This is a genomic window from Glycomyces paridis, from assembly GCF_004912155.1.
In the GTDB taxonomy this organism is placed as follows: domain Bacteria; phylum Actinomycetota; class Actinomycetes; order Mycobacteriales; family Micromonosporaceae; genus Glycomyces; species Glycomyces paridis.
This window is the reverse complement of record NZ_STGX01000006.1, coordinates 275,655-275,872: the sequence shown is the minus strand read 5'-3', so window position 1 is coordinate 275,872 and position 218 is coordinate 275,655. Positions and strand designations below refer to the sequence as shown.

General features: G+C 70.2%; 1 protein-coding gene. It reads left to right on the top strand.

Going from position 1 to position 218, the window contains the following annotated elements; all coding sequences use genetic code 11:
• Positions 1-218 (top strand): hypothetical protein (locus E9998_RS25825; RefSeq protein ID WP_204745367.1); only part of this gene is annotated, 218 nt, incomplete at both ends.

The window sequence follows — 218 nt, the reverse complement described above, 5'->3', positions numbered from 1 at the left end:
GGCGGGTGCGGATGCGCGGACTGGCGCACCGACACCGACCTGGATGCGGCGCACCGGGACCGGGGCAAGGATCTCCTCCCCCTGGGGCTCTATCCTTCCGAATGGCCTGAGGCCCTGAAGCCCGAACTGCGCGGCTGGGCCGACATGGCCGACCGCACCCGCTCCATCAAGGCCATGGAAGCCGCCAAAGCCCGAGCCCGAGCACGGTTCGCGATCAA